The organism is Ruegeria sp. CE9, from assembly GCF_056537425.1.
On sequence record NZ_JBQFRO010000138.1, the window covers coordinates 1 to 536 of the forward strand.

Annotated in this window: 1 protein-coding gene and 1 pseudogene; one reads left to right on the forward strand and one right to left on the reverse strand. The window is 57.3% G+C overall.

Features of this window, described 5'->3' with window-relative positions; all coding sequences use genetic code 11:
- Positions 1-141 (reverse strand): annotated as a pseudogene (locus ACR0B3_RS24515) (tRNA (5-methylaminomethyl-2-thiouridine)(34)-methyltransferase MnmD); the annotation flags it as partial.
- An 80-nt stretch (positions 142-221) separates the two neighbouring features.
- Here ACR0B3_RS24515 and ACR0B3_RS24520 point away from each other — a divergent pair.
- Positions 222-536: FAD-dependent oxidoreductase (locus ACR0B3_RS24520; RefSeq protein ID WP_480811313.1), on the forward strand; the 315-nt coding region annotated here is incomplete at its 3' end.

Consider the following 536-nt stretch of genomic DNA (forward strand, 5'->3'; position numbering starts at 1 on the left):
GGGTAGGTCATTGCCGCTGAGGAAGACATAGGTGGTTTCCGCCAATCCGTTATCGAGCGAAAAGAACGGATCATCGAATTGGCGCGAGACGGGAACATCACCCGTCCGCCATTCAAGGGGATGTGGCTGGCTCTTATTCATGGCTTGCCTTAAAAGACCCGCGACATTGCGGGCTTGTGGCAAACTGAGCCTGTCGCCGAAATTTGGCAAGGGGCGAAATCATGCGCTACGATGTGACAGTTTTGGGGGCAGGGATCTTTGGGCTTGCCATTGCATGGGCCTGTGCCGCGCGCGGCGCAAAGGTGCAAGTTGTCGATCCTAACGGCATTGGCGCAGGTTCTTCTGGCGGTGTTGTGGGGGCCTTGGCCCCTCACGTGCCCGAACAATGGAACGCGAAAAAACAATTCCAATTCGAAGCTCTTGATGGGGCAGCCGTATTTTGGGCAGGTGTCGCTGATGCCGCAAACCTGCCTTCTGGCTATGCGCGGGTCGGACGCGTGCAGCCGATCATGGATCAGGCAGGGCTTGATCTAGCG